The 26,229-nt window shown below is 67.0% G+C and carries 22 protein-coding genes; 1 reads left to right on the top strand and 21 read right to left on the bottom strand.

Features of this window, described 5'->3' with window-relative positions; translation table 11 throughout:
* Positions 1-50: 50 nt before the first annotated feature.
* The 16 genes from DBV35_RS19800 to DBV35_RS19725 all read right to left on the bottom strand — a co-directional run bounded on the left by DBV35_RS19800 (position 51) and on the right by DBV35_RS19725 (position 17,248).
* Positions 51-314, bottom strand: coding sequence for a GlsB/YeaQ/YmgE family stress response membrane protein (locus tag DBV35_RS19800; protein WP_108662115.1), 264 nt, complete (start codon positions 312-314; stop codon positions 51-53).
* Positions 315-526: 212 nt separating this feature from the next.
* Positions 527-2,947, bottom strand: coding sequence for a calcium-binding protein (locus DBV35_RS19795; RefSeq protein ID WP_108662114.1), 2,421 nt, complete (start codon positions 2,945-2,947; stop codon positions 527-529).
* A 258-nt stretch (positions 2,948-3,205) separates the two neighbouring features.
* The gene (locus DBV35_RS19790) at positions 3,206-4,435 is read right to left on the bottom strand and encodes a hydantoinase/carbamoylase family amidase (protein ID WP_108662113.1); all 1,230 of its coding nucleotides are present in this window, start codon (positions 4,433-4,435) and stop codon (positions 3,206-3,208) included.
* 33 nt (positions 4,436-4,468) lie between these two features.
* Positions 4,469-5,221, bottom strand: coding sequence for a 2-amino-5-chloromuconate deaminase CnbZ (cnbZ, locus tag DBV35_RS19785; RefSeq protein ID WP_108662112.1), 753 nt, complete (start codon positions 5,219-5,221; stop codon positions 4,469-4,471).
* 35 nt (positions 5,222-5,256) lie between these two features.
* The gene (locus DBV35_RS19780) at positions 5,257-5,979 is read right to left on the bottom strand and encodes an ABC transporter ATP-binding protein (RefSeq protein WP_108662111.1); all 723 of its coding nucleotides are present in this window, start codon (positions 5,977-5,979) and stop codon (positions 5,257-5,259) included.
* The gene (locus DBV35_RS19775; protein ID WP_108662110.1) at positions 5,972-6,736 is read right to left on the bottom strand and encodes an ABC transporter ATP-binding protein; all 765 of its coding nucleotides are present in this window, start codon (positions 6,734-6,736) and stop codon (positions 5,972-5,974) included. Before DBV35_RS19775 ends, DBV35_RS19780 begins: the two co-directional genes overlap by 8 nt.
* On the bottom strand, positions 6,733-7,686 hold the full coding sequence (locus DBV35_RS19770) for a branched-chain amino acid ABC transporter permease (RefSeq protein ID WP_108662109.1): 954 nt from the start codon (positions 7,684-7,686) through the stop codon (positions 6,733-6,735). The genes DBV35_RS19775 and DBV35_RS19770 overlap by 4 nt, the downstream gene beginning before the upstream one ends.
* Complete coding sequence (locus tag DBV35_RS19765; RefSeq protein ID WP_108662108.1) at positions 7,683-8,549, bottom strand: branched-chain amino acid ABC transporter permease; 867 nt, start codon at positions 8,547-8,549, stop codon at positions 7,683-7,685. The genes DBV35_RS19770 and DBV35_RS19765 overlap by 4 nt, the downstream gene beginning before the upstream one ends.
* A gap of 55 nt (positions 8,550-8,604) precedes the next feature.
* Positions 8,605-9,816 carry an amino acid ABC transporter substrate-binding protein gene (locus DBV35_RS19760; RefSeq protein ID WP_108662107.1) on the bottom strand — a complete coding sequence of 404 codons (1,212 nt, stop codon included), beginning with the start codon at positions 9,814-9,816 and terminating at the stop codon, positions 8,605-8,607.
* Positions 9,817-9,887: 71 nt separating this feature from the next.
* Positions 9,888-10,808 carry a LysR family transcriptional regulator gene (locus tag DBV35_RS19755; protein ID WP_108662106.1) on the bottom strand — a complete coding sequence of 307 codons (921 nt, stop codon included), beginning with the start codon at positions 10,806-10,808 and terminating at the stop codon, positions 9,888-9,890.
* 77 nt (positions 10,809-10,885) lie between these two features.
* The gene (locus DBV35_RS19750; protein WP_108662760.1) at positions 10,886-12,364 is read right to left on the bottom strand and encodes a mannitol dehydrogenase family protein; all 1,479 of its coding nucleotides are present in this window, start codon (positions 12,362-12,364) and stop codon (positions 10,886-10,888) included.
* Complete coding sequence (locus DBV35_RS19745; protein ID WP_108662105.1) at positions 12,361-13,134, bottom strand: L-iditol 2-dehydrogenase; 774 nt, start codon at positions 13,132-13,134, stop codon at positions 12,361-12,363. Before DBV35_RS19745 ends, DBV35_RS19750 begins: the two co-directional genes overlap by 4 nt.
* 1 nt (position 13,135) lies before the next feature.
* Positions 13,136-14,134, bottom strand: a complete 999-nt coding sequence (locus DBV35_RS19740) for an ABC transporter ATP-binding protein (protein ID WP_108662104.1) — start codon at positions 14,132-14,134, stop codon at positions 13,136-13,138.
* A gap of 6 nt (positions 14,135-14,140) precedes the next feature.
* Positions 14,141-14,971, bottom strand: coding sequence for a carbohydrate ABC transporter permease (locus tag DBV35_RS19735; protein ID WP_108662103.1), 831 nt, complete (start codon positions 14,969-14,971; stop codon positions 14,141-14,143).
* A 3-nt stretch (positions 14,972-14,974) separates the two neighbouring features.
* Positions 14,975-15,847 (bottom strand): carbohydrate ABC transporter permease, encoded by an 873-nt coding sequence (locus DBV35_RS19730; protein ID WP_108662102.1) that lies wholly within the window; start codon positions 15,845-15,847, stop codon positions 14,975-14,977.
* Between the two features lie 90 nt (positions 15,848-15,937).
* Positions 15,938-17,248, bottom strand: a complete 1,311-nt coding sequence (locus tag DBV35_RS19725) for an ABC transporter substrate-binding protein (RefSeq protein ID WP_108662101.1) — start codon at positions 17,246-17,248, stop codon at positions 15,938-15,940.
* Positions 17,249-17,632: 384 nt separating this feature from the next.
* On the opposite strand from DBV35_RS19725, the gene DBV35_RS19720 reads away from it, so the two are divergent.
* On the top strand, positions 17,633-18,988 hold the full coding sequence (locus DBV35_RS19720; protein WP_108662100.1) for a nucleotide sugar dehydrogenase: 1,356 nt from the start codon (positions 17,633-17,635) through the stop codon (positions 18,986-18,988).
* 7 nt (positions 18,989-18,995) lie between these two features.
* Here the strand turns inward: DBV35_RS19720 and DBV35_RS19715 are convergent, their stop codons facing one another.
* The 5 genes from DBV35_RS19715 to DBV35_RS19695 form a co-directional block, all read right to left on the bottom strand.
* Entirely contained in the window at positions 18,996-19,943 is a 948-nt protein-coding gene (locus tag DBV35_RS19715; RefSeq protein ID WP_108662099.1) for an ABC transporter permease, read from the bottom strand.
* Between the two features lie 7 nt (positions 19,944-19,950).
* Positions 19,951-20,997 carry an ABC transporter permease gene (locus DBV35_RS19710; protein WP_108662098.1) on the bottom strand — a complete coding sequence of 349 codons (1,047 nt, stop codon included), beginning with the start codon at positions 20,995-20,997 and terminating at the stop codon, positions 19,951-19,953.
* Positions 20,994-22,559 (bottom strand): sugar ABC transporter ATP-binding protein, encoded by a 1,566-nt coding sequence (locus DBV35_RS19705; RefSeq protein WP_108662097.1) that lies wholly within the window; start codon positions 22,557-22,559, stop codon positions 20,994-20,996. The genes DBV35_RS19710 and DBV35_RS19705 overlap by 4 nt, the downstream gene beginning before the upstream one ends.
* 96 nt (positions 22,560-22,655) lie before the next feature.
* Positions 22,656-23,777, bottom strand: a complete 1,122-nt coding sequence (locus tag DBV35_RS19700; protein WP_108662096.1) for a sugar ABC transporter substrate-binding protein — start codon at positions 23,775-23,777, stop codon at positions 22,656-22,658.
* Between the two features lie 202 nt (positions 23,778-23,979).
* The gene (locus DBV35_RS19695; protein WP_245944048.1) at positions 23,980-26,190 is read right to left on the bottom strand and encodes a putative bifunctional diguanylate cyclase/phosphodiesterase; all 2,211 of its coding nucleotides are present in this window, start codon (positions 26,188-26,190) and stop codon (positions 23,980-23,982) included.
* Positions 26,191-26,229: the final 39 nt, after the last annotated feature.

Here is a 26,229-nt window from a genome sequence, read left to right as displayed (position 1 = left end):
GCGTCAGCAACAGCGGAGGCCCGGCGCTTTCGGGCCGGGCCTCGTCGCGGTCAGGCCCGTGAGCCTCTGACCATTCGGGCGACGAAGATCAGCAGGCACGCGCCGAGAACGCCGGTGATGAGATAGGCGATCCAGCCCACGCCGAGCGTCACGTCGAGCGCGGCGAGAATCGCGTTCAGCACCACGGCCCCGACGATGCCGAGGATGATGTTGGCGAAGAGGCCCATCTGGCTCTTCATCGCCTTCTCGGCGATCCAGCCCGCCAAGCCGCCAACAATGATCGCCGTCAGCCAACCGACACCGTTCACGTCCATTGGTCTCTCTCCTTCGCAATGTGTGCGTTGCTTCGGCAAATTGGGCAGGCTTCGGATCGGACAAGATGTTCCGTGCGAATTTGCTTTTCTTGCGTGCCGGAGCGTCGCACGGGGACGGCCGTGCTGCGGCCAAAGCAAAAGCGCCACCCGGAGGGGCGGCGCTTTCCGAAGTCGCGTGCGGGGGGCGGCGCATCGGGCCGCCCGTCCCGGTCTTAGAAGAGGCCGCCGAGGCCGCCTTCGATGAACAGCGAGTCGACCTTGAAGTCGGTCATCTCGACGTCCGCATAGCGCAGGCCCTGCACCACGATCGTGCCGTCGCCTTCCGGACCGGGATCCGGCAGGTTCGACGTCCCCGTGATGAGGGAGAGGTCGATCACGAGCCAGCCGGTAAGCGGCTGAGCGCGCAGCGCCGGAGCAAGGTGCGTCTCGAAGTCGAACGGGTAGCCGTAGCCGAAGAACTCCGACAGATCGATGACGTCGCTGCCCTGCTGGAAGCCCAGGATCAGGTCGCGACCCGTCTCGATCACGTCGCCTTCGCCACCACGGATGATGAAGGTGTCGTCGCCGGCACCGCCCACCATCGTGTCGTTGCCGAGGCCGCTGATGAGGGTGTCGTTGCCGGCACCGCCATGCATGAAGTCGTCCTGTTCGCCGCCTTCGAGGATGTCGTTCCCGGCGTTGCCGAAGATCCGGTCCTTGCCCTCGTTGCCGTAGATCAGGTCCGCGCCTTCGTTGCCGAACATCCGGTCACGGCCGCCGCCACCGATCATGATGTCGTTGCCGTCATTGCCGTACATCACGTCGTTGAGGCCGCCGAACACCTCGAGCGTGCTGATCGCACCGGTGATCGCCGTCATCAGGATGTCGAGCGAGGGGGCGCCCTCGAGATCGAGCGAGCCGCCGATGAGCTGCTGCAGGAGTGGGGTGATGATGTCGTCGAGCGGACCGTCATTGATGAAGTCGCCGACCATCAGGTCGATGCCGTCACCGCCGTACATCCGGTCGCGGCCCGCGCCGCCGACCATGAAGTCTTCGCCTTCGTCACCGCGCAGGACGTCATTGCCGGCGAGGCCGAACATGATGTCTTCGCCGCTGCCGCCATTGACGGTGTCGCCACCGCCGATGATGCCGCCGCTCCAGAAGTTGCCGATGAAGACGTCGTCCTCGTCGCCGCCATTCATGACGTCGCCACGGACACCGCCGAGGATCAGGTCCTCGTTCTCCGAACCCCAGAGGGTCGAGGCGGTGAAGGGACGGCCGACGACCTGCTCGCCATTGACGGTGAAGAGCGACTCGAGGATGCCGAGCGGCTTCGTGTCATAGGGATCGGCCGAGCCGATGAGGAGGTCGGTCGGGGCGACGCTCTGGTCCGGAAGCGGCAGGCCCTCTCCATCGAGCGCGACCGGCAACATCTTGCGGATGCCGTAGGCCTGCGAGCCGAACGTGAACGGCTCGTCGCCGTTGTCCTCGGCGACGACGACGGTGTAGTTGTCGTCGATGTCGACGTGGGTCAGCTTCAGGAGGTGCGCCTCGTCGGAGAGGTCGCCCATGTAGAGGACGCCGTCGACCACCGCCATCTGCCACACATAGGTGGCCGGGTTCTCGGCATAGGTGTCCGGCAGCTCGGTCGCGAAACCGTCGGTGGTGACGACTTCCCAGCTTGTAGGATCATCAGGATCCGTAGTGCGGTAGAGGCTCGCGCCCGGCGTGCCCGCAAGGCCGTAGTTCACGCTGCTGATGTAGAACCAGCCATCATATTCGATGAGCTGCATCACACCCTGGTCGTCGATCACGTCGCCGTCCGGCTGGGGCGTGACGTCGACGAGGCCGGTGTCGGTCAGCTTGTAGAGCGTGTACGGGAACCAGGTGCCGACATAGATGTCGTTCCCGAACTGGATCACCTCGGAGATGGCGGACGCATAGTGGTCGCCGTCGGCGTTGCCGTCCTCGAGCTGCGCGACCTTCTCCCAGGAACCGTCCTCGCGGTAGAACCAGAGTTCGGCGCCATTCTCGACATTCTCGGTGCCGACGAGAAGGGCCTTCTCATCCACACCGCCGCCCGGATAGTCGACGACGGTCAGCGAGCGGATGGAGCGGGTACCGTCGCTGTCGAGCGGACCGCCTTCGAGCAGATCCCAATTCTCACCGTCGGACGAGTAGACGATCTTCGCCTGATTGTCGCCCGCGTTGAGCAGGTTGTAGATGAGCGACGTGGAGGACGAGAAGAAGACTTCGCCGTTGAAGCTCACGGCGTCGCGAAGGCCGAGATCCTCATCGTCGAGGATGCCACCGGAGGTTTCGGCGTTGAGAACCTGCGTCCAGGTCTCGGTCTCGAAATCATATTTCCAGATTTCGGGGCCTTCGCCGCGGATCGTGTTCGACAGATCCGCAGACAAGAATTCGCGCAGCGCCGGAGAAGAGTCTGAAGAAAAAAGATCGATCGGGTTGATGATGCCGTTGCCGGTCACCGCAGCAAGGCGAAGGGCAAGGCCGATCCCGCCGACAACGTCCTGCTCGCCGTTCAGAGTACCGACATAGAGTTCGGGGATATCACCATCGTCGCTGCCGTCGAACAACGTCATCGACCAGGAATATTTGTTCATCGGGTTGCCGAAGCCAGGCTCGTCGGTCAACTCCGTCAGAGTATTTCCGGTCGGCGCATAGAGAAATACTTGTGTTCCAAGATCTTCAGGCACTATCCCATACGGGCGTTGCCGCCCGCTCCCAACTCGTTCTGTCTAGTTGGGCTACCCATAAAATCAGATTTTTTCAACACACAAAGATCGTGAAAACCGCTATCACAGTCATTTGTAATGTTATGGCAATGTGTCAATAGCTTGGCAAGGAAGAGCCGGGAGCGCTACCACACATTGTGAAACATCGTTTCGCAATCAGCCCCGTCCCGCGACCCAGCCGCTCGCGAAGAGATCGTTCGTTGCGTTGGCTAAGTATTCGCAGCCGCGGATCAGGTCGGAATCAGCGGTGTTTTCTGTCACATCATGACTGCGCCCGCCGATGCTCGGCACGAACATCATCATGGCCGGAACGCATTTGCCGACGATCATCGCGTCGTGCCCGGCCCCGCTCGGCATCGTCATGAAGCGATAGTCGAGCCGCTCGGCCGTCGCGGCGAAGGCGGCCTGCAGGCCGGGGTCCATGGCGAGCGGATCCACCTTGCCCATCGGGGCGATCGCGTAGGTCACCGGGTCGGCCGCCTCGCGCGCGGCAACAGCCTCGCGCATCTTCGCCTCGACCCGTGCGATCACCGCGTCCGACAGATCGCGATACTCGAACACCAGCGAGGCTTCGGCCGGCACCACATTCGGCGCGCCGGGGCGGAACTCGATCGCACCGATATTCCAGACCGACTCGGCCGTCCCCCATTCCGGCATCTTCTCCAGCAGCTCCGCCGCAAGACGAATGAGGGAGGCGCCGGCATCCTTGCGCATCGACATCGGCGTCGTCCCGGCATGGTTCGCCTCGCCGCTCGCGCTGATGCGGAAGCGGCGGATGCCGACGATGCCGGTGACGAGGCCGAGCCCGATATCGGTGGTGATGAGGCGCGGCCCCTGCTCGATGTGCGCCTCCAGAAAGGCGACGTGGCGCGCGGGGTCGAGCGTCACCAGCCTGTCCGGCATCCCTTCGAGCGGCAGGACCGAGGCAAGCGGAAGGCCGTCGGCCCGCGCGCCCGCCGCCAGCTCAGCCTCTTCGAGGAAGCCGCAGAAGGATTTGCTGCCGAGGCAGGGGAGGAACGTCCCCTCCTCGTCCTGGAAGGAGATGACGTCGATCGCGGCGTCGGACCCGGCCTCGGCGAGGGCGCGGGCGACTTCGAGGCCGTAGATCACGCCGAGCGCGCCGTCGAGCCAGCCGCCGCGCGGCACCGTGTCGGTGTGCGAGCCGAGGAGGACGGCCTTGCCGCCCTTCCCGCTCCGGCCGAGCACCGTGCCGTACCGGTCGAATTGCGGCGTGAGCCCCGCCTCTTCCATCCGCCCGGCGAGCCATTGGCGCGCCGCGATGTCCTCCGCGGAGAAGGCCGTGCGGTCGACGCCGGTCTCGTACTTGCCGAACTCGGAGAGGCGGCGCAGGTCGCCGAGAAGCCGGTCCGCATCGATCTTGATCATCTCGGCTCCTCCACGCGTTCTTGCCGTCGGCCCTTATCCGACGAGGAGCACCCTCTCCGTCAAGATGCGACGGCAATCCATCTCATATTCGAGATCCTTCACCGGCGGACGGTTGTAGTGCCAGGTGAGGCCATGGCGGGCCGCGCCGCGCCGCACGATCTCGCTTTCGAGGAAGGCGTGGATCGGGTGCACGGTGTAGAGCTGCGCGGCGGTCGTGTCCGCCCAGCCCGCGCCGAAGAAGGACATGCGGCGCTCCATCTCGCCGAGCACATAGTCCGCCTTCTCGGCGATCGCGTCGGGCGTCGTCTCGCCGAAGCGGACGGTGTTGTCGCGATAGGTGCCCTGCCCTTCGCGCGCCTCGCCGGAGCCCGCGACCACGAAGGTCGGGCCGACGCCCGCCGCCGGGACGGTGTAGCAGAAGGCGTGGAAGGACGGCTCGGACGGCGGGGCGACCTCCGGGCAGACATTGGAGCGGGCGACGGGATTGTCCTCGCCCTCCATGATCCCCCAGTCGACGAGGACAGAGCTGTAGGCCTCGTTGAAGGTGCGGAAGCCCGCCTCGGTGAAGGGCGCGGGCGAGCGCAGCTCACAGGCGCAGAACGCGTCGAGCGGCCGGCCGATGCTCTCGAGATGGGCCTTGATGCGGGCGAACCCCTCGTCGAGCTTCACCGGCTCCTCGAACCGCGCGCGCTCGATCGCGAAGCCGTCGGCGGCGGCGACGCCGGCCGAATATTGCATCACGCCGGGAATGTAGGCGTAGGAGGATTTCGTCTTCAGGGCGCTCATGCCGGTCGGTCCAATGATGTTGATAAAGGCGGGCGTCAGGCGACGCCCATGTAGGCTTCCCGCACCTCGGGTGCGGCGGCGAGCTCGGCGGACGTGCCGGACATCGTGATCCGGCCGCGGTCGAGCACATAGCCGCGCGATGCGAGATCGAGGGCGCTCATCACGTCCTGCTCCACGAGCAGGATCGAGATGCCCGTCGCGTTGATCTCCTTGAGGCTGTCGCTCAACATGTCGACGGCCGTCGGGGCGAGGCCGAGCGACAGCTCGTCGATCATCAGAAGCTTCGGCCGGCTCATGATGCCCCGGCCGATGGCACACATCTGCTGCTCCCCGCCCGAGAGGGTCGCCGCGTCCTGGTTGCGGCGCTCGGCGAGGCGCGGGAACATCGTCATGACCCGGTCGAGATCCGCAGCGACGGCCTTGTCCTCGCCGACGCGCAGATAGGCGCCCATCAGGAGATTGTCCTTCACGCTCATCGTGCGGAAGAGGCGGCGCCCTTCCGGGACGTGCGCGATGCCCGAGGAGAGCGCGACCTCCGGCCCGCCCCCCGCGATCTCGCCCCCGTCGATGACGATCGAGCCCTTGTCGGCCTTCACGAGGCCGGAGATCGCGCGCAGCAGCGTCGTCTTGCCCGCGCCGTTGGAGCCGACGAGGCAGACGATCTCGCCCTTGCCCACGGTGAGATCGACGCCCCACAGGACGCGGATCTCGCCATAGCCCGCCTCGAGCCCGGAAATAGAGAGGAGCGGATCAGCCATTCGTCTCCTCCTGGCGCCGGAGCGCCGCGAGCTCGGCATAGCGCCGGCCGAGATAGGCCTTGATAACCTCCTCGTCGCGGCTCACCGCCTCGGGCGCGCCGTCGGCGATCTTCGCGCCGTGATGGAGCACCACGATCCGGGTGCAGAGATTCATCACCACCTTCATCAGGTGCTCGATGATGAGGATCGTGACGCCCCGGTCCGCGATCGTGCGGATGAGGTGGAGCGCGGTGTCGATCTCGGTGTGGTTGAGACCGGCATTCACCTCGTCGAGGAGGAGCACCTTGGGGTTCATCGCGAGGCTCTTCGCGAGCTCCAGGCGTTTGCGGCCGGCGAGCGTCAGCTCGGCGGCCGGCGTATCGATCTGCGCGCCGAGACCGAGGAACTCGATCGCCTCGCGCGCCTTCTCCCGCGCCTCGGCGAGGCTGTGCGTCTCGGCCGCGAACGCCGCCGGCGCCGTGACGTTCTCGAGGACGCTCATCTCCGGGAAGGGCTGCACGACCTGGTAGGTCCGCGCGAGGCCGAGCCGGCTGATCTGGTACGGCTTCATGCCGTCGATCCGCTGCCCGTCGAACGTGACCGTGCCCGTGGTCGGCTTGAACACGCCGGAGACGACGTTGACGAGCGTCGTCTTGCCCGCCCCGTTCGGGCCGATGAGGCCAACGATCTCGCCCGGCTCGATGTCGAGCGTGACGTCGGAGAGGGCGTTGAGGCCGCCGAAGCGGCGCGACACGCCCTGAAGGCTCAAGAGGCTCATGCCCGCCCCCCCTTCTTGCCGCGCGCGATCAGCCGCCTTGCCGGGCCCTTCCGCCCGAACAGGCCGAAGATGCCGTGCGGGAGGAAGAAGATCAGCGCGACGATGATGAGGCCGAGCACCATCGCATGGACCGACAGGAAGTTCCGCCACACCGTCTCTTCCATGACGAGGAAGAGCGCGGCGCCGACGGCCGGGCCGAGGATCGTGCCCGCTCCGCCGAGCATCGTCATGACGATCGGCTTCACCGAGGTCAGCACCGAGAACACGTCCGGCGGCTCGATATAGAAGACCCACGAGGCGTAGATCGCGCCCGCCCCGCCGACGAGGACCGCCGACAGCGTGAAGGCGATGATCTTCTCGCGCGTCGTGTTGATGCCGACCATCTGCGAGGCGTCCTCGTTCTGGCGGATGCAGTTGAGCGCGAAGCCGAGCCGGCTCTTGGCGACGATCCAGTTCATCACCAGCGCGATCACCGCGAGCGCGAGCATCGCATAGAAGAAGAGGCGCGCCTGCGCGTCGATCGAGATGCGGATGATGGGCAGGTTCAGCCCCATCCCGCCGCCCGTCAGCGAGGTCCAGGACGTGGTGATCTCGAGGAGCACGTCCGCGACCACAAGGCTCGCGATCGCGAAATAGTGGCCCTTCAGGTGGAGGATCGCCGCACCGAGGAGCGCCGCGAACACCGCCGCGACGATGCAGGCCGCGATCCAGGCGAGCGGCATCGGCAGCCCGACCGACTGGAGGATGGCGCCGGCATAGGCGCCGAGGCCGAAGAAGGCGGCCGTCGCGAAGGACGGGTAGCCCGCATAGCCGCCGATGATGTTCCACGACTGGGCGAGCACGGCGTACATGCCGAACATCGTCCCGAGGCGCAGGAGATAGTTGTCGCCGAGCGCCGGGAGCGCGGCGATGGCCGCGATGACGAGCGCGACGAGGATCACGCGGATCATTCGTAGCCCCTCCGTCCCATGATGCCCGAGGGCTTGAAGATCAGGAGGAGGATGAGGAGCGCGAAGGCGATCGTGAGGCCGTGCTGCGGGCCGAAGAAGAGGGCGCCGAAGCTCTGGATGGCGCCGAGGGCGAGGCCGCCCACCACCGCGCCCGCGACCGAGCCGAGCCCGCCGAGCACGCACACGACGAAGGCGATGCCGAGGAATTCGGGGCCGTTGAGGGGCGAGATCGGGAAGACGAGCGAGAGGAGGCTGCCCGCCGCGCCCGCCATCAGCGCGCCGATGCCGAAGGTGATCGCGTAGATGCGCTTCACCTTCACGCCCATCAGCGCCGCCGCTTCCGCGTCCATGCGGACCGCGATGATCGCGCGGCCGATGCGCGAGTGGACGAGCACGAAATAGAGGAGCCCGGTGAGGAGGATCGCGAGGATCATCGCCACCAGACGGTCGAGCGGGACGACGAGGCCGCCGATGATCGCGCTGCCGAGCGGATTCGCGAGCGTCACCGACCGGTAGTCGGCCGAGAAGGCGAGGATCATGCCGTTGTTGGCGATGAGGTCGAGGCCGAAGGTGAGGACGAGCGTGGTCAGCACGGGGGCGCCGACGACGCGGTTGATGAGTCCGGCCTGCACGCAATAGCCGAGCACGAACAGCACCGCGCCCGCCGTCACGATCGAGAGATACGGATGAATCCCGAGGTGAACGTAGCTGAAATACGCGATGTACGAGCCGAGCACCACGAAGGACCCGTGCAGGATGTTGATGACGTTGAGCACGCCCCACACCAGCGAGAAGCCCACCGCGATGGTCGCGTAGAGCCCGCCGAGGACGAGGCCGTTGAGGAGGATCTGGGCGTAAAGCACTGGCCGGACTCCCGGCCGGGCCGCGCGTGGCGGACCGGCCGGGGTGCTCCCTAACTTATTGGATGCCGCCGAACTTCAGGTCGGTCTGCTTGATCGCCTCGGGGAAGATCGCCTTCGCCTCGCCGTCCTGGATCTGGAAGACCGGGGGCTCGAGGGAGGTGATCTGGCCGGTCTCGCCGAACTTCACCTGGCCATAGAAGGTGGTGACGTCGAGCGAGGCGAGCGCGTCGCGCACCGCGGCCGGGTCGACCGTGCCCGCCTTCTCGATGGCGAGCTCGAGGATGGCGCCGGCGGCGCTCGCGGAGGCCTCGGCATAGTCGGGCAGCGCGCCGTACTTCGCCTCGAAGGCGGCGACATAGTCGGCGGTGGTGCCGAAGACGTCCTCGCCCTCATAGGTCACGGACGGATGCCACCAGGCCGCGCTGGAGATGTTCTCGGCGAGCGGGCCGCCAGCCTCGACGAACTCCTTGTAGGCCGGGCCCGCGATCATGGTGAGGACCTTCGGCTTGATGCCGAGCTCGCTCATCTGGCGGCGCATCAGGATGAGGTCGTTGATGTAGCCGGTGGCGAACACCCAGTCCGGCTGGCTCTGGCGCATCAGGGTGAGCGCCGAGGCGTGGTCGAGCGTGCCGATCGCGTACTCGTCGAAGGAGAGGACTTCGAGCCCATTCGCCTTCGCGGAGGCCTCCATCTCCTTCGCGATAGCGAGCGGGAAGAGGTCGTTGCGGGCGTAGATCGCGACGGTCTTGATGTCCTCGCCCGAGTTCACGACGATCTCGGTGAGCGGGGTCGTCAGCGTCGAGTTCGGCGTGAAGGTGCCGAAGAGATACTGGTAGCCCTGGTCATAGACCGCTTCGGACGATGCGGTCGCCGCGATGGTCGGGATGCCGTAGCGCTCCGACACGCTGCTCGCCGCCTTCGCCGCGCCCGAACCGAACGGCGAGAACAGGAAGTTCACCTTGTCCTCGGTGATCAGCCGCTCGGCCGACTGCACGGCGCGCGGCGTGTTCGATTCGTAGTCCACGTAGACGATCTCGACCGGCATCTTGGTGCCGCCGACATCGATCCCGCCGGCCGCGTTGGCCGTCTCGGCCCACAGATCGTAGCCGCGCTGCTGCTTGAGGCCTTCCGGCGAGAGCGGCCCGGTCAGCGGAAGCGGCGCGCCGATGCGGATCGTGTCCTGCGCGTCGGCCGGAACCGCGAGGGAGAGGCTGGCCGCGACGGCGACAGCCAGGGTCGAGATCGACAAGAGCGATGATTTCAGCATTCGGCGCCTCCAAGCGTGCCGGGATCAGTCCCGAAGCGTAACCGCGCCTTGAAGTGCTTAAAACAAGAGATTTAGGCACGCGGTGTTGCAAGTTGCGCAACACCCTCCGGCCCGACATGGTCGGCGACCACGCTGACGAAGCGATTGGCGACGGGGCTGAGCTCGACGCCGGTGCGCTTCACCACCTGCATCGTGGACTGCGACACCTCGCCTTCCTTCAGCGGCAGCGCGACGAGGCTGCCGGCCTGAAGCTCGCGCTCGATGCCGAAGCCCGGCAGCAGCGTCACCCCCATCCCGCGGATCGCGAACTGGCGCACCATGTCGATGGAGTTCGTCTCGAGCCGGATCTTCAACTCGATATTGTTCGCCTTCACGATGTGATCGACGAGGTGGCGGATGCCGAAGCTCGCGTTCGGCAGCCCCACCGGCTCCATCGCGATCTCGGCAAGCGACACGGAGGCCTGCCCGGCGAGCCGGTGGTCGGGCGCGACAACCGCGAAGAGCGGCGCGGGCATTCTGAGAAGCGGCGCGATCCCGGGGCGCGGATGGGGATAGAAGAGGATGCCGAGCTCGCACCGGTCGTCCTCCACCGCGCGGGCGACATCGTCCGTGCCGGCGACGACCACGTCGTAGGTGATCTCCGGATAGTCGGTGGAGAAGCGGGCGAGCGCGTTCTGGAGGAGCCCGCCGATCGTCCCCTCCACCGTGTAGATCGAGAGGTGGCCGACGCGGAGCCCCTTCAGCGCGTCGATCGCGGCCTGAAGGCGCTGCGTCTCGCGGCTGCGGGTGCGCACGAAGCGCGCCAGCACCTCGCCGGCCGGGGTGAGGCGCACCCCTTGCGTGTTGCGCACCAGGAGCTGGGTGTCGAAGGCGTGCTCCAGCTGGCGGATCTGCCGGCTGACGGACGAGGCCGACATGTGCATCGCGTCCGCCGCCTGCCGGATCGATCCGTGCTTCACGACCTCGGCGAAGGACCGGTAGTTGCTCTCCACGATGGTTCGACCCGCGCGCTGCCCCGTTCCGGCCAACCTACCAGAACCGAGGCGCCGCACACGCGCAGGGATGTCGCTCAGCCGAGCGCGCCGTCGAGATAGCGGCGCAGAGTCGCCTCGGTGCCGACCTCGGCAAGGCTCGCGAGCGCCTTGGCGAAGCCCGCGCGCATCGCCGGCGCGGTGCCGATCTCGCCATAGATGTCGCTCATGGCGAGCCAGGCCTCGGGGTTGGCGGCGGCGGCCTCGGCGACCGGCTTCAGCCGGTCCCAGTTCGGATCGTTCGGTGCGATCGTCTCGCCCGCCTCGGTCACGCCCCGGCAATAGCGGCACCAGAGCGCCGATTCGAGCGCGAGGCCGGTGATGCCCGCGCCGTCCGCGAGGCGGTCGGCGATCGAGGGGACGATGAATTTCGGCTGCCGGTTCGACCCGTCGAGGCAGAGGCGGCGCACCGTATCGCCGATCTTGGGGTTGGCGAAGCGCCGCTCGATCTCCTTGGCGTAGGTCGCAAGGTCGGTGTTCGGCACCGGCGGGACGATGGGGATGATCTCGTCCCGGTGGATCTTGCGCAGGAAGGCCGCGATCAGCGGGTGCTCCATCGCCTCGTGGACGAACTCGATCCCGAGGAGCCCGGCCGGATAGGCGATCACCGCGTGACCGCCATTCAGGATGCGGATCTTCATGGTCTCGTAGGGGGAGACGTCCTCCACGAACTCGACGCCGACCTCCTCGAGCGCCGGGCGGCCGGAGGGGAAGGTGTCCTCCAGCACCCACTGCATGAAGTCCTCGCAGAAGACCGGCCACGCATCCTCGATGCCGAAATCCTTCAGCGCCATCGCCCGCTCCCGCTCGCCCGTGGCGGGGGTGATGCGGTCGACCATGCCGTTCGGGAACACGACCTCGCCCTCGATCCAGTCCGCGAGGTCGCGGTCGCCGAGCGCCGCCGTGCCGACGACGGCGTTGCGCGTGACCTTCCCGTTGTGGGGGATGTTGTCGCACGACATGACCGTGAAGGGCTCGACCCCGGCCGCGCGGCGCCGCTTGAGGCCCGCGGCGATGAGGCCGAACACCGTCTTCGGCGCGGCGAGCGAGGCGCCGTCGGCGATGATCGCCGGATGGTTCGCGTCGAACCTGCCGGTGGAATCGATGAAATAGCCGCCCTCCGTCACCGTCAGCGAGACGATGCGGATCGCCGGATCGCCGAGCCGGTGGAGGATCGCCTCGGCGTCGGCGACCGGGGCGAAGTCGATCATCGCCCCCGTCACCCGCGCGCGGCTCACCTCGGCCGACTGGTCGACGACGGTCGTCAGCCAGTCCTGTCCGGAGAGGGCGTCGCGCATTGCCTGGTCGCCCTTCATGACGCCGGCCCCCATGATCGCGAAATCATGGTCGCGCCCGGTGTTGAAGAGGCGGTCGAGATAGACCGCCTGGTGCGCGCGGTGGAAATTGCCGACGCCGAAATGGACGATGCCCGGCGAAAGCTGCCGGCGCTGATAGGCCGGCACCGCGGCCGTGGCGGCGATCTCTTCGAGGTTCGCGAGCGAAAGGCGCGTCATCAGCTCATCCAGTTCCCGCCGTCGACATTGTAGGTCTGGGCGACGATGTAGTCCGCCTCCGATGTCGCGAGGAAGATCGCCATCCCGGTGAGATCCTCCGCCCGGCCCATCCGGCCGAACGGGACGGCGGCGCCCACCTGGCGCTTCTTCTCGCCGGGGGGAAGATTTTCGTGCCGGGCGAAGAGGGCGTCGACCCCGTCCCAATGCTCGCCGTCGACCACGCCGGGCGCGATCGCGTTCACGTTTATGCCGTGCTTGATGAGGTTCTGCCCGGCCGACTGGGTGAGGCTGATCACCGCCGCCTTGGTCGCGCAATAGACCGCGACGAGCGGCTCGCCCCGCCGCCCCGCCTGGCTCGCCATGTTGATGATCTTGCCCCCTTTGCCGTCGGCGATCATCCGCCGCGCCACCGCCTGCATGGTGAAGAGCACGCCCGCGACGTTGACGGAGAAGAGCCGGTCGTAGCTCTCGCGCGTGATCTCGGCGATGGGGGCGAGGTCGAAGAGGGCGGCGTTGTTGACGAGGATGTCGATCCGCCCGAGCGCGGCGGTGGTGGTCGCGACGGCGGCGTCGATGGAGATCTGGTCGGTCACGTCGAGGCGGACGGCGATGGCTGCGTCGCCGATGGAATCGGCCGCCTCCCGCGCGCGGTCGAGGTCGATGTCGCCGATCGCGACGCGGGCGCCCTCGCGCGCATAGGCCTCGGCGAAGGCGAAGCCGATGCCACGGGCCGCGCCGGTGATGAGAGCGCGCTTTCCGTCGAGCCGGCCCATCTCAGAGCGCGTTCCCACGCCCGTCGAAGCGGTGGATCTTGTCCTGCGCCGGGGTGAGGTAGACGCGGTCGCCGTGGTGGGCGCCGAACTCGCCGTCGGAGCGGGCGGTCAGGGTGCCGATCCCGTCGACATTGACGTGGAGGAAGGTGTCGGAGCCGAGATGCTCGGACACGCCGACGACGCCCTGCCAGTCGCCGGCATCGTTCGACAGGCGGATGTGCTCGGGCCGCACGCCGATCTTCGCCGCGTTGTGCGAGGCGGCGACGCTGCCGTCGATGAAGTTCATCCGGGGCGAGCCGATGAAGCCGGCGACGAAGGTGTTGCGCGGGGAGCGGTAGAGATCCAGCGGGCTGCCCACCTGCTCGATCTGGCCGGCGCTGAGGACGACGATCTTGTCGGCCATCGTCATCGCCTCGACCTGGTCGTGGGTCACGTAGATCATCGTCGTGCCGAGCTGGTTGTGCAGCTCGGAGATCTCGAGGCGCATATTCACGCGCAGCGCGGCGTCGAGGTTCGAGAGCGGCTCGTCGAACAGGAAGGCGGCCGGCTCGCGCACGATCGCGCGCCCGATCGCGACGCGCTGGCGCTGGCCGCCGGAGAGCTGGCCCGGACGCCGGTCGAGATAGTCGGTGAGGTTGAGCGTCGCGGCCGCGCCCTTCACCTTCTTGTCGATCTCCGACTTCGGGAGCCCGGCCATGCGCAGCGGGAAGGCGATGTTCTTCGCGACCGACATGTGCGGGTAGAGCGCGTAGGACTGGAACACCATCGCGAGGCGGCGCTTGGCGGGCGGGGTCAGGGTGGCGTCCTGCCCGTCGATGAGGATGGTGCCGGAGGTCACGTCCTCGAGGCCCGCGATGAGGCGCAGGAGGGTGGACTTCCCGCACCCTGACGGGCCGACGAAGACGACGAACTCGCCGTCCTCGATGTCGAGATTGAGAGGCTTGATGACATCGACGGAGCCGAAGCTCTTGGTCACGTCCTTGAGGATGATCTGGCCCATGGTGTCCTACTTCACCGCGCCGAAGGTGAGGCCGCGCACGAGCTGCTTCTGGGAGAACCAGCCGAGGATGAGGATGGGGGCGATCGCCATCGTCGATGCGGCGGAGAGCTTGGCGTAGAAGAGGCCTTCCGGGCTCGAATAGCTGGCGATGAAGGCCGTGAGCGGGGCGGACCGGGCAGCCGTGAGGTTCAGCGTCCAGAAGGCCTCGTTCCACGCGAGGATGATGTTGAGAAGAAGCGTCGAGGCGATGCCGGGCACCGCCATCGGGACGAGGACGTAGAGGATCTCCGAGCGCAGCGTCGCCCCGTCCATCCGCGCCGCCTCCAGGATGTCGCCCGGAATCTCGCGGAAATAGGTGAAGAGCATCCAGATGATGATCGGCAGGTTGATCAGCGTCAGGACGATGACGAGGCCGATCCGTGTGTCGAGGAGGCCGGTGTCGCGGAAGATCAGGTAGATCGGGATGAGGACGCCCACCGCCGGCAGCATCTTGGTGGAGAGCATCCACATCAGGACGTCCTTGGTGCGCTTGCCGGGCACGAAGGCCATCGACCACGCGGCGGGGATCGCGATAACGAGGCCCGCGAGCGTCGAGCCGAGGGAGATCACCACCGAGTTCATGAAGTGGCGGAAATAGTTCGAGCGCTCCTGCACGGTGACGTAATTCTCGAGCGTCCAGTCGAAGAACAGGAAGGAAGGCGGCGTCGCGACCGCCTCCGCCTCGGTCTTGAAGCTCGTCAGGATCGTCCAGAGGATCGGGAAGAAGATCAGGAAGCCGATGCCCCAGGCGATGAGCGAGACGACGATCTTCCGGCGGGTCGAGACGGCGCGGGCCATGGCTCAGACGTCCAGATTCTTGCCGATCATCCGCATCAGGAAGATCGCGACGATGTTGGCGAGGATGACGGCCACGATGCCGCCGGCGGACCCGCCGCCCACGTCGAACTGCAGGAGCGACTGGGCGTAGACGAGGAATGTGATGTTGGTCGTGGCGTAGCCCGGCCCGCCATTCGTCGTGACGAGGATCTCCGCGAAGACCGACAGGAGGAAGATCGTCTGGATGAGGATCACCACGGTGATCGCGCGGGCAAGGTGCGGCAGGACGATGTAGACGAAGCGCGAGAGCGGCGGCGCGCCGTCCATCTCGGCCGCCTCGAGCTGCTCCGAATCGAGGGATTGAAGCGCCGTCAGCAGGATCAGCGTCGCGAACGGCAGCCACTGCCAGGCGACGATGATGATGATCGAGAAGAGCGGCGCTTGGGCGAAGAAGTCGAGCGGCGGCAGGCCGAGTCCCTTCGCGATGAAGGCGAAGAGCCCGCTCACCGGGTTCATGAACATGTTCTTCCAGACGAGCGCCGACACGGTCGGCATCACGAAGAACGGGGCGATGACGAGGATGCGCACGATCCCGAGCCCGAACACCGGCTGGTCGAGGAGGAGCGCGAGGAGGACGCCGCCGATGATCGTGATGGCGAGCACCCCGCCGACGAGGATCAGCGTGTTGCTCAGCGCCGCGAAGAAGGCCGGGTCGGTGAGGAAGAATTCGTAGTTGAGGAAGCCGACCCACTCCTCCATCCCCGGCATCAACAGATTGTAGCGCAGGAACGAGAAGTAGAGCGTCATGGAGAGCGGCACGATCATCCAGATCAAAAGCAGGATGACGGCCGGTGAGATCATGAGCCTTGCGGCTACTTTTGAGTGCTGCGTGGCCACAAGCGAGTTCCCCGGGACAAGAAGCGGACGCCGGAGCGCCCGCTCAGTTGCGACGGGTGCCGCGTCGGCACCCGTCCAGCGGCGCCGCCTCTATTTTGGATAGCCTGCGCGCCGCATCTCACGGCTCGTCACCTGCTGCGCGGTGGCGAGCGCCTGATCTGCCGTGATGTTCCCGGCGAGCGCCGCCGAGAATTGCTGGCCGACGGCCGTGCCGATGCCCTGGAATTCGGGGATCGCCACGAACTGGACGCCGGTATAGGGCACCTCGTCGACGGTCGGCTGGTTGGGGTCGGCCGCCTTGATGGAGTTCAGCGTCATCTCCGCGAAGGGCGCCGCCTCCTGATATTTCGGGTTCTCATAGAGGGACGTGCGCGTGCCCGGCGGGACGTTCGCCCAGCCTTCCTTCTCCGCGACGAGATCCAGATAGGCCTTCGAGGTGGCCCAGCCGATGAACGCCTTCGCCGCGTCGACCTTCTCCGAACCGGCGGGGATCGCGAGCGACCAGGCCCACAGCCAGTTGCCGCGCTTGCCGAGCCCCTTGTCGGGCGCGAGGGCGAAGCCGACCTGGTCGGCGACCTTGCTCTCGGACGGGTTGGTCACGAACGAGGCGGCGACGGTGGCGTCGATCCACATGCCGCACTTGCCGGTCTGGAAGAGGGCGAGGTTCTCGTTGAAGCCGTTCGAGGACGCCCCCGGAGGGCCGGCATCCTTCATCAGGTCGAGATAGAAGTTCAGCGTGTCCTTCCAGGCCTGACTGTCGAATTGCGGGTTCCAGTCCATGTCGAACCAGCGCGCGCCGAACGAGTTCGACATCGCCGTCAGGAAGGCCATGTTCTCGCCCCAGCCCGCCTTGCCGCGCAGGCAGATGCCGTAGATTTCGTTGTCCTTGTCGGTGATCTTGCGGGCGGCGTCGGCGATGAAGTCCCAGGTCGGCGCGTCCGGCATCTCGAGACCGGCCTTCTCGAACAGGTCCTTGCGGTACATCACCATCGAGCTCTCGCCGTAGAAGGGCGCCGCATAGAGCGTCCCGTCCATCGAGAGACCGTCGCGGATCGCGGGCAGGAGATCGTCGACGTCGTAATCGTCGCCGAGATCGTCGAGCGGCACGAGCCAGTTCTGCTTCGCCCAGATCGGCACTTCGTAGGTGCCGATCGTCATCACGTCATACTGGCCGCCCTTGGTGGCGATGTCGGTCGTGACGCGCTGGCGCAGCACGTTCTCCTCGAGCGTCACCCATTCGAGCTGGATGTCCGGATGCTTCGAGGTGAAATCCTCGGTGAGGCCTTGCATTCGGATCATGTCGCCATTGTTCACGGTGGCGATCGTGATCGTCTCGGCCTGTGCTGCGAAGGCCAGCGCGACGGCCGTCATCGCGCCCATGATAATCGGCGTTCGCCTCATAACGTCCCTCCCTTGGCGCGGCTTTGCCGCTTATTTGATTTCCTTGAACTTTGACGATGCAGTGATCGCCTTGTCAATGCGCAAACCCTGAAGGATGACGTCGCCTTCGCGTGTCCCGATTATGTAGGCATACTTAACTAAAACGGGAATTTGATCCGATTGGAATCTATTGGAATATTTCTTCTGTTTGACGAAACATTCCCATCAACATGGGAACGGTACCACAAGCGGCCTCGGCAATTTACCGCGCCGCGGCGAAATCATGCTGCGGCGCAGCGCGCACCGTCCCGCCCGACGGCCGGTTGATTTTCATCGCCTTGAAAGCGCGCTAGGAGACCCGTTCGTACGAGGCGCCGCAGGGCGCCGGCGCCGACAGGAGCCACGGTGGACACCAACGCCAACGTCTCAGAGCCAGCGCGCTCTCTCCACGCGAGGATCGAGAACCGGACCGCCACCGTCGGCGTGATCGGCCTCGGCTATGTCGGCCTGCCCCTCGCGGCAAGTGCGGCGCGGGCCGGCTTCACCGTGATCGGCTTCGACATCGACCCCCGCAAGCCCGAGCGCCTCGCCGCCGGCCGGTCCTATATCGACGCCGTCTCCTCCGAGGAGGTCGCCGAGCATACGGCGAGCGGCCGCCTCCAGGCGACGACCGACTTCGCGCGCCTCGGCGAATGCGATGTCGTCACCATCTGCGTGCCGACCCCGCTCACCAAGAACCGCGACCCGGACCTCTCCTTCGTCGTCGCCACCGCCGAGGCCATCGCGAAGACGCTTCGGCCCGGCCAGCTCGTGGTCCTGGAATCGACCACCTTCCCCGGCACGACGGACGAAATCGTCCGCCCGATCCTCGAAAAGACGGGGCTGCGCTCGGGTCACGAGATCTTTCTCGGCTTCTCGCCCGAGCGCGAGGACCCCGGCAACGCCACCCACCGCACCGCCTCGATCCCCAAGGTGGTCGCGGGCGATGGGGCGGATGCGGCCGCCCTCGTCAGCGCCTTCTATGGCGCGGTGGTGGAGCGGATCGTCCCGGTCGGCTCGACCCGCACCGCCGAGGCAGTGAAGCTCACCGAGAACATCTTCCGTGCCGTCAACATCGCCCTCGTGAACGAGTTGAAGGTCGTCTACGCCGATATGGGCATCGACGTGTGGGAGGTGATCGACGCCGCGGCGACGAAGCCGTTCGGCTTCATGCCCTTTTATCCGGGGCCGGGCCTCGGCGGGCACTGCATCCCGATCGACCCGTTCTATCTCACCTGGAAGGCGCGCGAGTTCGGCCACGCGACCCGCTTCGTGGAGCTCGCGGGCGAGGTGAATGTCGCGATGCCGGATTATGTCATCGCCCGCCTCGCCGAGGGGCTCGACGAGACGCTCCAGAAGTCGCTGAGCGCGTCGAAGGTTCTGGTGGTGGGGCTCGCCTACAAGAAGAACGTGTCGGACGTGCGCGAGAGTCCCTCGCTCCGCCTCATCGACATATTGGAGGCGCGGCGCGTCGCCGTCTCCTATCACGACCCGCACGTGGAGGCGGTGCCGCCGACGCGCAAGCACGGCCCGCTGGAGGGCCGCGCCTCGGTCCCGCTCACCGCCGAGGCGCTCGCGGCGGTCGACGCGGTGCTGATCGCGACCGACCATGACGCGGTGGACTACGGCCTCATCGCCGCGCACGCGCCCCTCATCGTCGACACGCGCAACGCGATCCGGCGGCGCGGGCTCGTCCCGAAGGGCCGCCTCGTCCTCGCCTGACCGGCCCTCAGGCCGCGACCTTGCGGCCGCGGCTGTAGATCAGCAGCATCCCGATGATCACGGTGCCGTAGATCACCTGGCGGAACGCCTCCTCCATCTGCATCACCGAAAGGACGCTCTGGAGGAGGACGATGATCAGCGCGCCGATCACCGTGCCCGCATACCGCCCCTGGCCGCCGAGGATGTTCGTCCCGCCGAGCACGACGGCGGCGATGGAGGGCAGCAGGTAGGCGTCCCCCATCGCCTGGAAGGCGCGCGCGGAGTAGCCGCCGAGGGCGAGCCCCGCGATCACCGCGCACAGGCTGCACATCATGAAGGCCGCGACGATCACGAGCCGGGTGCGCACGCCCGACAGGTACGCCGCCGCCTCCTGGTTGCCGATCGCGTACATGTAGCGGCCGAGCGGGGTCCGGGTGAGGACGAAGACGAGGGCGAGCGAGACGAACGCCCACACCACCACCGAGTGCGGCACGCCGAAGGTGCGGTCCCGGCCGAGGAAGAGCATCAGGTCCGTCGCCGCGCTCTGCGGCGCGTGCCCGCCCGTCAGCATCACCATGAGGCCGAGGAGGACGGTGTTGACGCCGAGCGTGAAGATCATGGACGGGACGCGCAGATAGGCGACGCCGATCCCGTTCACGAGCCCCACCGCGAGTCCGACCCCGATGCAGGTGAGCGCGCCGAGCGGCCCCCCGATCGCGGTCGCGAGCATCGCCCCCGCCGCGAGCGTCCACGGCACCGACAGGTCGATATGGCCGAGGAGGATGACCATCATCATCCCCGCCGCGGTGATGCCGAGAAAGGCGCCCACATGGAGCTGCTGCAGAAGGTACGTCGGCGACAGGAAGACCGCCGTCCCCTGCGTCGCCATCGTGTAGGCGGTCCCCACCGCGAGGATGAGGACGATGAATCCGAGCCCGATGAGGATCGGCTTGTCGAGCTTGAAGACGTTCGTCATCGGCGCCTCACGTGAAGAGCGACAGGCGGTTGCGCACGCGGAAGGTCCGCGCGGCACCGAGGCTGACGGCGACGAGGAGAATGATCCCCTCGAAGAAGGGTTGAAGCAGCGGGCTCGCGACGAAGCCGAGCGCGGACGCTTCGGGCACGACGCGGAAGATGAACGAGATAGAGCGCAGCACGAGCGCACCGAAGATCGTCCCTATCACCCCGCCGCTGCCGCCATAGAGCGAGGTGCCGCCGATCACCACCGTCGCGATGGAGCGCAGCGTGTACTCGGCCGCCTGCGGCGCGTCGGCGTTGCCCGACCCGATCTGCATGGTGAGGTAGATGCCCGCGCACCCGGCGAAGAAGCCGCCGAGCGTGAAGGCGGTCAGCTTGCAGCGGTTGATCTTGACGCCCGACATGAAGGCCGCGCTCTCGGACGAGCCGATGGCGTAGCACCCGCGCCCCGTCGCCGTGCGGCGGAACGGGATCCAGACGAGGAGGATCAGCGCGATCAGGTAGAAGGGCTGGAGCGGCAGGAGGCCGAACCAGCCGAGATCCTCCCACCAGCCATAGGTGAGGCCGAGCTCGTTGATGTCGTTGGTGAAGGCCCAGGCGAAGTCGCCGTCGATCGCGCCGCCCGGCGTCGGCCGCAGGAAGAGCGCGGCGCCGAGATAGATCGCCCCGGTCGCGAGCGTCGCGATGATGGGCTGGATGCGGCCATAGACGATGACGCAGCCGTTCATGAACCCGCACGCCGCGCCGAGCGCCATGCAGGCGATGATGCCGAGGACGACGTTGCCCCCGGTCCCCGCCATGACGATCGAGCCGAAGCAGTTGACGAGGGTCATCAGCGGCCCGACCGAGAGGTCCAGTCCGCCGACGAGCACCGCCATCGTCTGCGCCATGCCGACGAGGATGAGGGCGAGCGCCTCGTTCCCGTTCTGCAGGATGACGTTCATCCCGTAATTCGGGTGCATCGAGACATAGAGCGCGTAGAGGACGACGAAGAGGCCGATCGCGAGGAGGAGACCCAGATTCTGCGAAAGGATCAGGCGCAGCGTCTTCATGCCTGGTGTCCTCCGGCGCGAACCTCTTCCGCCGGCAGGTTGAGCGCGCTGGCGATGATGTTGGTCTCGGTCAGCGTCTCGCCTTCGAGCTCGCGCACGACCTCTCCGTCATAGAGGATGAGGACGCGGTCGCAGCAGCCGATCAGCTCGTCATAGTCGGTCGAATAGAAGAGGATCGCCGTGTTCTGCGCGGCGAGGCGGCGCAGGAGCTGGTAGATCTCCTGCTTGGTGCCGACATCGATGCCGCGCGTCGGGTCGTTGAGGAGGATGATCCGCGCGCCCGTCAGGAGCCACTTCGCGATCACCACCTTCTGCTGGTTGCCGCCCGAGAGGGTGGCGACCGGGGCGTCGAGATCGGACACCTTGATCTGCATCTGCGCGACCATCTCGCGGATCTTCTCCGCCTCGGCCGAGCGGTCGACGACGAGGTTCTTCGTGAGCCAGGGCAGCGCCGCCATTGTGATGTTCTCGGCGACGCCCATCGGCAGCATCAGCCCCTCGGTCTTGCGGTCCTCGGGGATCAGCGCCATCCCGATCTCGCGCGATTTCGCCTCGGCGGGGCTGTTGATCTTCACGCGCTTGCCGTCGATCGAGACCGTCCCCGCGACGCCACGCAGGACCCCGAAGAGGGCGAGGAGAAGCTCGCGCTGGCCCTGCCCGTCGAGCCCGCCGACGCCGACGATCTCGCCGCGCCCAACGGTCAGCGAAATGTCGTTGAGAGTCGGCGGCCAGCTCAGATTCTTCACCTCCAGCACCGGCTCCGGCGGGGCGGTGCGGACGGGCTTGGGCGGAAATACGTTCGACCAGTCGCGCCCGATCATGAGCTGGACGATCTCGTCATCGGTGTGCGCGCCCTTCTTGAAGGTCTCGATGTGGCGGCCGTTGCGGAACACCGAGCAGGTGTCGGCGAGCGCCTCGATCTCGTGCATGCGGTGGGAGATGTAGAGGAGGGACAGGCCCTCGGCGCGGAGCTGGTGGAGGATCGCGTAGACCTTCTCGACGTCCGAGCCCGTCAGCGCGGAGGTCGCCTCGTCGAGGATGAGAAGCTGCGGCTTGCGGCCGAGCGCCTTCGCGATCTCGACCATCTGGCGGCGCGAGAGCGGCAGGTTGCGCACCCGTTCGCGCGGGTCGATGTCCTCGCAGCCGACGCGGGCGAGGAGCTCCTCGGTGAGCCGCCGCTGCGCCCGGCCGTCGATGAGGCCGATGCGGTTGCGCGGCGGGTCGGTGATCGCGATGTTGTCGGCGACCGAGAGGTCCGGCATCAGCGACAGTTCTTGGAAGATGCAGACGATCCCCGTCGCGTTCGCCTCCAGCGGTGAGGCGAACTCGATCGGCCTGCCGTCGAGGCTCATCGACCCCTTGTCCGGCTGGACGACGCCGGAAATGATCTTGATGAGGGTCGACTTGCCTGCCCCGTTCTCGCCGAGGACGGCATGGATGGAGCCCTTGCGGCAGGAAAAGTCGATGTCGGTCAGCGCGTGGACGCCGCCATAGGATTTCGAGATGCCGCGCATCACGAGATAGGCGGCATCGTCGCGCGACGCCGCAGCGCTGTCGTCCATGGGCGAAGCTCCGGATTGACGGCTGAACGGACGGGATGGGGCCCCGGAAGAGGCCGGACCCGGATGGGCCCGGCCGCACTCCGGATGGACCGCGCCTCAGTTGTTGGCTTCGGTCTCGGCCATGATTTCCGGCGCGGTGATGTTCACCCCGCACGGCGGGAAATCATTCGGCGTGAAGAAGTCGTCCGGCAGGTTGGACCAGTAGTTCACGCCGTCTTCCACCGTCGTGTTGTCGACCACGGGGATCGGCACCGAGATGAGCTGCGGCATGACGTTGCCCTGCAACGCGGAGAGCGCCGCCTTGATCGAGATCGCGACGAGGCCCGGCGACTGGCCATAGGAGAGGCCGAGGAGGCCTTCGTCCGAATGGTCGGCGATCTGCTTGCGGAAGCCGTTCTCGGCCTCGCCCGCCATCGGCACGAACGCATGGCCGGCATCGATCAGCGCCTGCACGGTGCCGTTGGTGCCGCCCTGGCTGAAGATGCCGTCAAACTTGCCGTGCACGGCGAGCGCGTCGGCGGTGACCTTCTGCGAGTCGCCCGGCGCCCAGTTGCCGACCACTTCGACGATCTCGAAATTGTTGCCGTCGCCTTCCATCACGGAGCGGAAGCCCTCGTGGCGGTCGCGATCGACCGAGTTGCCGGGCAGGCCGCGCACCTCGAGGATCTTGCCGGACTTGCCGACGTGCTGGATCAGCCAGTTGGCCGACATCACGCCCATCTCATACTGGTCCTCGTTGACCTGCATGACGTCGTCGGTGTCGAGCACGTTGTCGAACGGGACGAGCACCACGTTGTTGCGGTTGGCGAGGCGGATCACGCGGTCGAAGCCGGTCGGGCTGACGGCGATGGTGACGATCGCGTCATAGCCCTGGTTGATGAAGTCCTCGATCGCGCCGAGCTGCGCGGCGGCGTCGGTCCCGGTCGACACGACCTTGAAGTCGGAGATGAGCGGCGCGATGTCGTCCTTCTCGACGAAGGCCTTCGCGGTCTTGATCATCTGAATGCGCCAGATGTTGCCCACGAAGCCGTTGACCACGGCGACCTTGAACGGCCCCTGACGCGGCTCCCACTGGAAGTAGGCCGTTTCCTCGTTCCAAGGCACGAAACAACTCGGCTCGTAGCCCGGACCGTCCACCGTCTTCGGTCCGGCGAGAGCGGCTCCAGCGGCGAGCGTGGTCGCGGCCGCCAGCACGGCCGCCTTCATGGCGTGCTTCATTCAGTCCTCCCCTGGCGGCGGTCCGCGCAAGCAGCCGCCGCGTATTTGATTTTCATTTGGGCCAGTTGTCGGCCATCGCTGACTTACGCAGCGTGCACACAGTAGGACATTTGTTCGCAGAACGCCAATATTCGTACGCCGGAACCGCGCGGTCCGGCGCGAATATTTTCGCGAATGCCCTACCCCCCGCCTCCGGACGCCCTCACTCGGCGGGGGCGAGCATCGCGGTGACCCCCTGGGCGGGGACGGGGCGGCTGAAGAGGTAGCCCTGGAAGCGGATGCAGCCGAGCGCCTTCAGGATCTCGAATTGCGCCTCCGTCTCGACCCCCTCGGCGATGACGCACAGGTCCATGTGGCTCGCCATGTCGATGATGGCGCGCACCACCGCGAGCGCGCCTTCATGGTCGGGGGCGGTGAGGTCGCGCACGAAGGACTGGTCGATCTTGAGGAAGCTGATCGGCAGGTCCGCGAGGAGGCGGAGCGAGGTGTAGCCCGTGCCGAAATCGTCGATCGCGAAGCGGACGCCGAGATTGTTGATCCCGCGGATCGTCTGCAGCATCCCGCCGACGCTGCGCATGGCGAAGCTCTCGGTCAGCTCGATCACCACGGAACGGCCGGAGACGCGCCGCCGCATCAGGATCTCGGCGATGCGCTCCACCGTGCCCGGCGCCTCCAGCGTGCGCGCGGACATGTTGACGAGCACCGTGTCGAGCGTGATCCCCTCGCCCGACCATGCGCCGAACTGCGCGACCGCCTTGTCGAGCACCTCGAAGTCGATCCGCTGGATGAGGCTCGTGTCCTCCGCGAGGCTGATGAATGTGGACGGCGGAATGTCCTCGCCGGTGCGCCGGTTGCGCCAGCGCGCCAGCGTCTCAACCCCGATCGCGCGCTTGCGGTCGAGCCCGTAGACCGGCTGGAAGACGATGCGGAAGTCGTGATTCTCAAGCGCATCGACGAGGTCGACCTCCATGAGGCGGCGGTCGTTCGTGGAGGAGAGGATCGTGCGGTCGAACGCCATCGCGTCGCCGCCGCCGGACCGCTTCACCTGATAGAGGGCGAGGTCGGCATAATGAAGGAGGGTCTCCTCCTCCGTCGCGTCGCGCGGCCACACGCTGACGCCCGCGCTCGCCCCGACCACGATGTCATGCTGTGCGATGCGCACCGGGCTCTCCACGCGCGCCACCGCCCGCCGCGCGAAGGCGAGCACGTCGAAATCCGCCGCCTCGCGCGAGAGGATGACGAACTCGTCCCCGCCGAGGCGGTAGATCGCCATCCTCGGCGTCAGCAGCGCCTGGAGCCGGGCGACGAGGCTCGTGAGGAGGCGGTCGCCGACGCTGTGGCCATAGGCGTCGTTCACCGGCTTGAAGCGGTCGAGATCGAGGGTGACGATCGACACCGGGTGGCACGTGTCCGCCTCCGCCACCGCGGCGCGCAGGTCCTGGACGAAGGCGACGCGGTTGCCCGCCCCGGTCAGCGGGTCGTGATGGGCGAGGAAGCGGATCTTCGCCTCCGCCTTCACCCGCTCGCTGAGGTCGACGAAGATGAGGATGTTCTCGCCCGCCCGCCGCTCCGGCGGCAGCATCCTGTCGAGCGAGGCCTTCATCTCGACGAAGGCGGTCTTCACCAGGAACTCGCGCGCCTCCGATTCCAGGCAAAGCTGCAATTCGCCCTGCGGCGGGGTCGCGAGGAGCACGCGGACGAGCTCGCGAAAGCCAGCGATCGGCTGCTTGCCGAGGGTGAAGGCGTGCGCGCCCCCGGCGAGGTCGTCGAGGTCCGCCGCGCCCAGCATCCCGAGGAGCGCGTCGTTGACGAAAAGGATTTTGCCCGCCTCGTCGACCTGGCAGATGCCGACCGGCGCGCCCTCTGCGAGGGCCGTGAAGCGGCGCGCCTCCCGCTCCAGCCGCTCGCGCAGCTCATAAAGCTCGGTCACGTCGATCGCGACGCCGACATTCGAACCTTGCGGCGTGCGCGTCTTCGTCACCCTGAGCCAGGCGTGGCCGGGATAGAGCCGGTCGGACGGCCGCCCGTCGGCCACCGACTGGAGCGCGAGGCGGCGTTCGAACTCCTTCTCGATCTCCGGCTCCGGCATCGTCTTCGGCAGGGAGAGGCGCAGGAGCTCGCCATAGTGGACGCCGGGGACGAATGCATCGTCCGGCACGCCGAGCGCCTCGCGGTAGCGCCGGTTGGCGAGGACGAGCCGGTCGTCCTTGTCGTAGACGACGATGGCGGACTGCGTGGCGTCGAGCGCATCCTGCACGAGCATCGAGCGGTGGCGGAGCGTCTTCAAGGCAAAGAGGGCGACGAGGCCGCTCCCGACCGGGACGGCGTGGAGCCATAAAGCGAGCGGGCCGGCATCGGCCTCACTGACGAGCACGACCACGGACGGCACGAGCGTGCCGACGAGCGCGACCATCGCGATCACGGCAATCTGATCGGTGCTCAGAAGCCGCAG

This window comes from Acuticoccus kandeliae, assembly GCF_003073115.1.
This window is presented reverse-complemented; position numbering and strand designations above follow the sequence as displayed.